Origin of the sequence: Streptomyces blattellae (genome assembly GCF_009709555.1) — a bacterium.
Taxonomy (GTDB): domain Bacteria; phylum Actinomycetota; class Actinomycetes; order Streptomycetales; family Streptomycetaceae; genus Streptomyces; species Streptomyces blattellae.
The window spans coordinates 56601-64759 of record NZ_WJBG01000100.1 but is presented as its reverse complement, the minus strand read 5'-3'; the positions used below and the strand labels follow the sequence as shown (position 1 = coordinate 64759).

9 protein-coding genes are annotated in these 8159 nt (G+C 67.6%); 4 read left to right on the top strand and 5 right to left on the bottom strand.

Going from position 1 to position 8159, the window contains the following annotated elements; all coding sequences use genetic code 11:
• Window positions 1–131 precede the first annotated feature (131 nt).
• Window positions 132–842 carry a helix-turn-helix transcriptional regulator gene (locus GFH49_RS02270; RefSeq protein ID WP_155054028.1) on the top strand — a complete coding sequence of 237 codons (711 nt, stop codon included), beginning with the start codon at window positions 132–134 and terminating at the stop codon, window positions 840–842.
• A gap of 249 nt (window positions 843–1091) precedes the next feature.
• Here the strand turns inward: GFH49_RS02270 and GFH49_RS02265 are convergent, their stop codons facing one another.
• The 3 genes from GFH49_RS02265 to GFH49_RS02255 form a co-directional block, all read right to left on the bottom strand.
• The gene (locus tag GFH49_RS02265; protein WP_155054027.1) at window positions 1092–1865 is read right to left on the bottom strand and encodes an NYN domain-containing protein; all 774 of its coding nucleotides are present in this window, start codon (window positions 1863–1865) and stop codon (window positions 1092–1094) included.
• A gap of 96 nt (window positions 1866–1961) precedes the next feature.
• Window positions 1962–2165, bottom strand: a complete 204-nt coding sequence (locus GFH49_RS02260) for a DUF397 domain-containing protein (protein WP_155054026.1) — start codon at window positions 2163–2165, stop codon at window positions 1962–1964.
• A 13-nt stretch (window positions 2166–2178) separates the two neighbouring features.
• Window positions 2179–3027, bottom strand: a complete 849-nt coding sequence (locus tag GFH49_RS02255; protein WP_155054032.1) for a helix-turn-helix domain-containing protein — start codon at window positions 3025–3027, stop codon at window positions 2179–2181.
• 240 nt (window positions 3028–3267) lie between these two features.
• Here GFH49_RS02255 and GFH49_RS02250 point away from each other — a divergent pair, with 240 nt between their 5' ends.
• Window positions 3268–3675, top strand: coding sequence for an ATP-binding protein (locus tag GFH49_RS02250; protein ID WP_155054025.1), 408 nt, complete (start codon window positions 3268–3270; stop codon window positions 3673–3675).
• 30 nt (window positions 3676–3705) lie between these two features.
• Here the strand turns inward: GFH49_RS02250 and GFH49_RS02245 are convergent, their stop codons facing one another.
• Window positions 3706–4068 (bottom strand): hypothetical protein, encoded by a 363-nt coding sequence (locus tag GFH49_RS02245; RefSeq protein ID WP_155054024.1) that lies wholly within the window; start codon window positions 4066–4068, stop codon window positions 3706–3708.
• Window positions 4069–4089: 21 nt separating this feature from the next.
• Entirely contained in the window at window positions 4090–5778 is a 1689-nt protein-coding gene (locus GFH49_RS02240) for a sodium:solute symporter family protein (protein WP_155054023.1), read from the bottom strand.
• A 206-nt stretch (window positions 5779–5984) separates the two neighbouring features.
• On the opposite strand from GFH49_RS02240, the gene galT reads away from it, so the two are divergent.
• Complete coding sequence (galT, locus tag GFH49_RS02235) at window positions 5985–7070, top strand: galactose-1-phosphate uridylyltransferase (RefSeq protein WP_155054022.1); 1086 nt, start codon at window positions 5985–5987, stop codon at window positions 7068–7070.
• Window positions 7067–8029, top strand: coding sequence for a UDP-glucose 4-epimerase GalE (galE, locus tag GFH49_RS02230; protein ID WP_155054021.1), 963 nt, complete (start codon window positions 7067–7069; stop codon window positions 8027–8029). Before galT ends, galE begins: the two co-directional genes overlap by 4 nt.
• Window positions 8030–8159: the final 130 nt, after the last annotated feature.

Below are 8159 nucleotides of genomic sequence, written 5' to 3'. Positions count from 1 at the left end.
GGAGCGCAGCGTCGAGCAAGCGTGTAGCTTCCGGGGCATGAAGAGCGGGGAGCCGGGTGGGGGCTTCTGGCGGCGCGGACCAGTGGGCATGCATAGTGGGGCATCCATTGGGGGGACTGGGGGGTTGCTCGATGGGAGTGCGGCTCATGGTGGTCGACGACCACCGATTGCTGGCCGAGGCACTGGCCTCGGCGCTGAAACTGCGGGGCCACCGCGTTCTCGCCGCGGCGGCACCGGCCGCGGGCGCGGCGGAACTGGTGATCACGCGCGCACCTGAGGTGTGCCTGCTCGGCACGGCGGCACCGGCCGAGCCCGGGACGTTCGACCCGGTGCTGAAGATCAAACGGGAGCGCCCGCAGGTCGCGGTGCTGGTCCTGGGGCCCGTGCCGTCACCGCGCGGTATCGCCGCCGCGTTCGCCGCGGGCGCCTCGGGCTACGTACGACATGACGAGCGCATCGAAGGCGTGGAGCGAGCGATCATGAAGGCCAGGGCGGGCGAGGCGGCCGTGGCGCCGCAGCTCCTGCAGGGCGCCTTCAGTGAACTCCTCAACCCTGCGGTCCAGCCGGACGACGAGGGCCAGCGTCTGCTGCAGATGCTGACGCCCCGGGAGGTCGAGGTCCTGGTGCGGGTCGCCGACGGCGAGGACACCCGGCTGATCGCGGCGGGCATGGGCATCGCCCCGTCGACCGCCCGTACGCATGTGCAGCGGGTGCTGATGAAGCTGGGCGTGGGGTCGCGGCTGGAAGCGGCGGCCCTGGCGGCACGGACCGGGCTGCTGGACCGGGCCGGTCCGATACCGCGGACACCGCACTCGGCTCCGGGGACGGGACCGGAGTCCTGACCGTCCCGACGTATGGCTGCGGCCCCGCGGGTTCGTCGGCTCGTCCTCAGCCGAAGGGGAGCTGTTGGTACCCCTTCCAAGGTCGCGGACACGACGGTGGTTGCCGCCCCGGCGGTCATTTCCGCCCCCCGCGTGCAGGTGGCTGCTGCCGTCCGCCGCGAGGGCTCAGACGTGGGGGCTTCGAAGTTCGCAGGCCGGATCATGTGGGGGTGGCTCTGGGCGACCCGGCGGCCACCGCCCAGTCGAGTATCAGCCCTCCGGTATTACCTGTTTGGGGCCGCTGCTGGTGTGGCGTTTGTCGCGCGCAAAGATGGTGGTCGCCTTTCCGCCGCCGACGGTGCGGCGGTCCATCTCGAACAGAGCGGTGGCGGCCAGGAGGTCACTGAGCTTGGTGTAACCGTAGGTGCGGGAGTCGAAGTCGGAGCGCTGCTTGGTGATGATGTGGCCGACGTTCGCGAGGTGAGCCCAGCCGTCGTCGTCGGAGGCCGCCTCCACCGCATGGCGAAGCAGGTTGACCAGCGTGGTGTCGCCCTTCAGCTTGGCCGCCGTGGCCCGCACGGTCGGCTTTGCCTCAGCCGGGGCGGTGGCGCTCTTGAGGTTCTCGATATAGATGAACTTGTCGCACGCCGCGACGAACGGCTTGGGCGTCTTGCGTTCGCCGAATCCGTACACCGTGAGGCCGGACTCGCGGATGCGGGCCGCGAGGCGGGTGAAGTCGCTGTCGCTGGAGACGATACAGAACCCGTCGAAGCGCCCCGAGTACAGAAGGTCCATGGCGTCGATGACCATTGCGGAGTCGGTGGCGTTCTTGCCGGTGGTGTAGGCGAACTGCTGGATCGGCTGGATCGACTGTGCGAGCAACTGGTCTTTCCAACCCTTCAGCTGTGTTCCGGTCCAGTCGCCGTAGGCACGCTTGACGTGAGCGGTCCCATACTTGGCGACCTCCGCCAGCAGCTCTTCCAGGGCCGCGGGCTTGGCGTTGTCGGCGTCGATCAGTACGGCCAGTTTCGCAGCGTTCTCCACGGCACTCGACCGTAGCGCAGACCACTTCGACGCGGGCCGGACTTCCCGGCCGTCCTGGTCGAGATCCAGGAAGCGAAGCTCGACTCAGCGCGGCGGTCAGGCAGGGGGCGTGTTGACGGCTCCGGTGCGTATGCCTGTCAGGAGGTGGGCGAGGGCGGTGGGGGTGGTGGTGAGATGAGTGGTGGGGGTGTCGCTTTCGCGGAGTTGGAGGGCGGTGGGGGTGGCGGCGACTTCGACGCAGGTGTTTCCGTCGCCTCCTTGGGAGAAGGACGACTTCTGCCAGTGAAGTACCCCGGTCATGCTGCGGCCTGCCTCACAGTTCCTTGGCGATGCGGTGGATGAAATCCCGTGACGGTACGGGGCCGAGAGCGGCCGACTCCACCTTACGAAAGAACATTCGGAAGCGATCCAGCTGGGACTCGGCATCAAGGAACGCGGTTCCGTGGGGGAAGTCTCGGAGAACCGTGTCCAGGCGGGGCAGTGGTCCACCCACGTACATCATCTCGCTGCCTGCCCCCGCGAATCCCGTCGTGTCGAGGGGGATGACACGTACGGTATGGCCTCGCTCGATCTGCCGCAGGATCTCCGCGAGTTGGGCGCGGGCCACCTTGCGGTCGGCCACGAGCAGGCGCAGCGCGAACTCGTGGACGATCGTCTCGTACTCGGCGGCGGCCTCGCCCTCGATGGCCACCCTGCGTCTCATCCTGTGCTCGACCCGTGGTTCCAACTCGCTGGGTGGAAGCTCCGGGACCATGTACCCAAAGACCGCGCGGGCGTAGTCAGAGGTCTGGAACAGCCCAGGAATGTGCGTGATGACCACCTCGCGCAGGAATGTCGCGTGGTGTTCCAGCTCGGCCACGTCCAGGAAGACGGGCGGGAGAACTCCACGGAACTCCTCCCACCAGCCGCGTGTGCGGTCGGTGGCCATGGCGACCAATGCCTCCACCAACGCCGCGTCAGTGCAGGCATAGTGTGCGGCAAGACGGCGCACCCGCTCCTCGCTGACGCCCGAGAGTCCCGCTTCAACCTGGCTTATCTGGGCCGAGGTCGAGTTCAACAGTCCCGCGATCTCGCGCGCCTTCAGGCCGGCGGCTTCGCGCAGTCGGCGCAGCTCGGTGCCCAGGCGCACCTGTCGTGCGGTGGGCTGGCTCCTCGGCGCCATGCGCACACTCCTGTCTCTCAACCCGCTTTCCAGCGTGCCTCGTTCAGGCGTCAGATTACGCGATCGGCTTGCGGCGGGAGAAAATTCTCCTCTACTGTCGGTGATGCGACGCACACGCTGTGGAACCCCGGGACCCCGGAAGCGCACCGCTCCGTCCTGCCACGACGGCTGCGGCACTGCCACCGCCCGCGCCCCCCCAGCGGCGACCAGCCGACCCCCTCACCCAACTGGAGTTCACGCATGCCCGAAACCGAACCCTGGGAGTACACGCTCTATATCCCGAACGACGTCCGAGCCGTCACCGTCTCCCGCCGCACCCTCCGCCTGATCCTCACCATGCACGGCCTGATCGGCCTGGTCGACACCGCCGAGCTGATCGCCTCGGAGCTGATCACCAACGCCGTCCTGCACACCAAGGGCCCCGCCGCGCTGCGCGTGCGCTGGACGAACGGTGTGCTGCGGATCGGTGTATGGGACGCGGATCCCGAACCGCCCGCGCCCCCGGGGAGGTTGGAGGACCTCGCTGATGTCGAGAACGGTCGTGGCACGGTCCTCCTCCGCGCCTGCTCCGACCTGTGGGGCTGGCAGCCGCTGTCCAGGAACGGCAACAGAGGCAAGTATGTTTGGTGTGACATGGTCGCCGCGTGACTCGCCGGCTCCATCTCGGGCCGACGAGCGTCACTCAGCGCGCTCGTCCGGCAGGACTTCCGGCGTCGGCGGGGCCGTCGGCCGCAGCCACAGCCAGGCCAGGAAGAACAGCCCCAGCGCCAGCATGCCCAGCCCGGTCCAGAGGTTGATGTTGACGCCCTCGGCCTTGTCGAGGTCGGCGTCGGACGGGGAGATGCCCGCGATCGTGACGATCACGCCGTAGATCACGAACAGGCCGCCGATGATGCGGCGCAGGTCGAAGATGCGGGCCGCGGTGGCGGACTTCGCCTGCAACTCGCTGACTTCCCGCTGGACGTCCTTCTCGGAGTAACCGGAGTGATCGGAGTGCTCAGAGTGCTCAGAGTGCTCGGAGTGTCCGGAGTGCTCAGACATGGTTTCTCAATCCTCCCGCGGTCAGAACGAGAACGGGATGTAGCAGGCAGCGGCCAGTACGACCGCGCCCCAGCCCAGCAGGGCCGGCCTGCGGTACCAGGCGTCGTCGCCGGCGGCCGGCGGCTCGGACATGCCGGGCGAGACGGTGCCGTAGACCAGACCCTGGAGTTCCTCGGCCGGTTTCGGCTCGGTGAACAGCGACACGGCGACCATGACGACCGCGCCGGCTACGAAGCCCACGATCGCGGAGACGAAGTTGGCGCCCTGGTCGGAGGGGATGTCGATGATGTCCTGCTTGTAGATCCAGAAGTAGTTGACCATCGCGGCGACCGTGCCCGCGAGCAGTCCCCAGAAGCCGGACACCGCGGACGCCCGCTTCCAGAACATGCCGACGATGAAGACGACGAACATCGGCACGTTGAAGAAGGAGAACAGCGTCTGGAGGTAGCTCATGATGTTCGAGAACGACGACGCCAGGAACGCCGTGCCGACCGAGGCGCACACGCCGATCACCGTGATCAGGCGGCCGAACCTGACGTAGTACTCGTCCTCCCGGCCCTTGACCACGTACCTCGCCCAGATGTCGTTGGTGAACACCGTATTGAAGGACGACACGTTGGCCGCCATGCCCGCCATGAACGCCGCGAGCAGACCGGTCACCGCGACACCGAGGACGCCGTTGGGCAGCAACTGCTCCATCAGGTAGGGGATGGCGTCGTTGTACTGGTAGCCCGAGTCGGCGGTGCCGAAGCCGGGGACCAGGGCCGCGGCCGTCAGCCCCGGGATCATCACCAGGAACACGATGAAGATCTTCGGGAACGCGGCGATGAGCGGGGTGCGCTGGGCGGCGGAGAGGTTCTTCGCCGACAGCGCTCGCTGGACCTCGGCGAAGTTGGTCGTCCAGTAGCCGAAGGACAGCACGAAGCCGAGGCCCAGGACGATGGTCAGCCAGTTCGCGCCCAGCGGGTTGTCGCTGCCGATGCCGGTGCCGCCCCACGCGGTGGTGAAGTCGGCGCCGTGGGCCTTGGTGAGGGAATCGGTCAGGCCGTCCCAGCCGCCGGCCTTCTTCAGGCCCAGCACGACGATCGGGATGAGGGCCGCGAGGATCACGAAGAACTGGAGTACCTCGTTGTAGATCGCCGAGGAGAGTCCGCCGAGGGTGATGTACGCCAGCACGAACGCGCCCGCGACCACGATGGCCACCCACTGCGGCCAGCCGAGCAGCGCCTCGACGACGATCGCCAGGGCGTAGAGGTTCACACCGGCGATCAGAACGGCGGCGAAGGCGAACAGAGCCGAACTGAGCAGATGCGCCCACTTGTCGAAGCGCAGCAGCAGCATCTCGGGCACCGAGCGCACTTTGCTCCCGTAGTAGAAGGGCATCATCACCAGGCCGAGGAAGACCATGGCCGGGATGGCGCCGATCCAGTACCAGTGCACGGTGTACGCGCCGTACTGCGCGCTGTTGGCGGCCATGCCGAGGATCTCGGTGGCGGCCAGGTTCGCCGAGATGAACGCGAGACCGGTGATCCAGGCGGGCAACGAGCGGCCTGAGAGGAAGAAGTCGAGGCTCGTCCTGACCGAGCGGCGGGCGGCGAAGCCGATGCCCAGGACGACGACGAAGTAGATGCCGAGGATCGTGTAGTCGGGCCAGTTGGTGGGGAGTCGAAGCTCTGCGGCCAGATATGTGTGGGTTGTGGGGGTTTGCATAAGCACTCGCTTCGTTGCGCGAACTGATGCAGAGCGGAAACTGCGCTTCTGCGTTCAGTAATTGAACACTTCGCGTGGTGCGTTTTGTTTGATGGTGATGTTGACGGTTCTGGTGAGTTGTGTTTCGATATGTTGAGTTATGTTGGTTGGTTGAGTGGCCCAGTGGCCCTGAAATCGGTTGAGTGGCCCTGACAGGGGAGTCCGCAGTGAAGAAGACCTCGACCCGGCTGGCCGACGGTCGTGAGCTGATCTACTACGACCTGGGCGACGACACCGTCCGGGACGCCATGGACCGCCGCCCGCTGGAGCGGACCGTCACCGCGTCCGAGATCCGGCGGGACCCCCTGCTCGGCGACTCCGTCGCGATCGCCTCGCACCGCCAGGGCCGCACCTACCACCCGCCAGCTGACGAGTGCCCCCTGTGTCCCTCCGAGGGTGACCGGCTGAGCGAGATCCCGGACTCGTCGTACGACGTCGTGGTCTTCGAGAACCGTTTCCCCTCCCTCGCCGGCGACTCCGGCCGCTGCGAGGTCGTCTGCTTCACCTCCGACCACAACGCGTCCTTTGCCGATCTGACGCATGAGCAGGTCGCACTGGTGCTCGACGCCTGGACCGACCGGACCTCGGAGCTGTCCCATCTGCCCTCCGTCGACCAGGTGTTCTGCTTCGAGAACCGGGGCGCCGAGATCGGCGTGACCCTGGGCCACCCGCACGGCCAGATCTACGCGTACCCCTTCACCACCCCGCGCACCGCGCTGATGCTGCGTTCTCTCGCAACTCATAAGGAAGCGACCGGAGGTGAGAATCTCTTCGACGCCGTCCTGGAACGTGAACTCGCCGGCGAGCGGGTCGTCCTGGAGGGTGAACACTGGGTCGCCTTCGTGCCGTACGCCGCGCACTGGCCGTACGAGGTGCACCTGTACCCCAAGCGCCGCGTTCCCGACCTGCTCGGCCTGGACGAGGCGGCGCGCACAGAATTCCCCCAGCTCTATCTGGAACTCTTGAAGCGCTTCGACCGGATCTTCGATGGGCGGGATGGAGGGAAAGAAGGGGCGGGGGAGCCTCCGACGCCGTACATCGCGGCCTGGCATCAGGCCCCGTTCGGCGCGCTGGACGAGTTCGACGGTGTGGGGAGAGACGATTTCGCCCTTCACCTTGAGCTTTTCACCATCCGCCGCACGTCCGGCAAGCTGAAGTTCCTCGCGGGTTCCGAGTCCGGCATGAACGTGTTCATCAACGACGTGCCGCCGGAGCGCGCGGCCGAGCGACTGCGAGAGGTAGCGAGTTCATGAGCGGCAAGTACCTGGTGACCGGTGGCGCGGGATACGTCGGCAGTGTGGTCGCCCAGCATCTGCTGGAGGCGGGCCACGAGGTCGTCGTCCTCGACAACCTCACCACCGGCTTCCGCGAGGGCGTGCCCACGGGTGCCGCCTTCATCGAGGGCGACATCCGCGACGCCGCCAAGTGGCTGGACGCCTCCTTCGGCGCGGTGCTGCACTTCGCCGCGTTCTCGCAGGTCGGCGAGTCGGTCGTGAAGCCCGAGAAGTACTGGGACAACAACGTCGGCGGCACGATGGCGCTGCTGGGCGCGATGCGCGAGGCCGGCGTCCGCAAGCTGGTCTTCTCCTCCACGGCGGCCACGTACGGCGAGCCGGTGAACACGCCGATCACCGAGACCGACCCGACCGCTCCGACCTCGCCGTACGGCGCCTCGAAGCTCGCCGTCGACCACATGATCACCGGCGAGGCGGCGGCGCACGGCCTGGCCGCGGTCTCCCTGCGCTACTTCAACGTCGCCGGTGCCTACGGTGCGTACGGTGAGCGCCACGACCCCGAGTCGCATCTGATCCCGCTGGTCCTCCAGGTCGCTCAGGGCAAGCGCGACGCGATCTCCGTCTTCGGCGACGACTACCCCACACCGGACGGCACCTGCGTCCGCGACTACATCCACGTCGCCGACCTGGCCGAGGCGCATCTGCTCGCGGTGCGGGCCGCGCTCCCCGGCGAGCACCTGATCTGCAACCTCGGCAACGGCAACGGCTTCTCCGTCCGTGAGGTCATCGAGACCGTCCGCCGGGTCACCGGGCACCCGATCCCCGAGGTCGTGGCCCCGCGCCGCGGCGGCGACCCGGCGGTGCTGGTCGCGTCCGCCGACACCGCCCGCGAGCGGCTCGGCTGGAACCCCTCCCGGGCGGACCTCGCCGGGATCGTCGCGGACGCGTGGGAATTCGCGCAGTCGCGCGGTAAGTGAACGCAGATGGGCGGTACGTGAACGCAGATGGGCGGTACGTGAACGCAGACGGGCGGTACGTGAACGCAGACGGGCGGTAAATGAACGCAGACGCGCGGTACGTGAACGCAGACGCGCGGTACGTGAACGC

What these genes read in the sequence shown, in the direction of transcription:
- GFH49_RS02270 (WP_155054028.1), top strand. Translation starts at nt 132, where the DNA reads ATGGGAGTGCGGCTCATGGTGGTCGACGACCACCGATTGCTGGCCGAG.
- GFH49_RS02260 (WP_155054026.1), bottom strand. Translation starts at nt 2,165, where the DNA reads ATGACCGGGGTACTTCACTGGCAGAAGTCGTCCTTCTCCCAAGGAGGC.
- GFH49_RS02255 (WP_155054032.1), bottom strand. Translation starts at nt 3,027, where the DNA reads ATGGCGCCGAGGAGCCAGCCCACCGCACGACAGGTGCGCCTGGGCACC.
- GFH49_RS02250 (WP_155054025.1), top strand. Translation starts at nt 3,268, where the DNA reads ATGCCCGAAACCGAACCCTGGGAGTACACGCTCTATATCCCGAACGAC.
- GFH49_RS02245 (WP_155054024.1), bottom strand. Translation starts at nt 4,068, where the DNA reads ATGTCTGAGCACTCCGGACACTCCGAGCACTCTGAGCACTCTGAGCAC.
- GFH49_RS02240 (WP_155054023.1), bottom strand. Translation starts at nt 5,778, where the DNA reads ATGCAAACCCCCACAACCCACACATATCTGGCCGCAGAGCTTCGACTC.
- galE (WP_155054021.1), top strand. Translation starts at nt 7,067, where the DNA reads ATGAGCGGCAAGTACCTGGTGACCGGTGGCGCGGGATACGTCGGCAGT.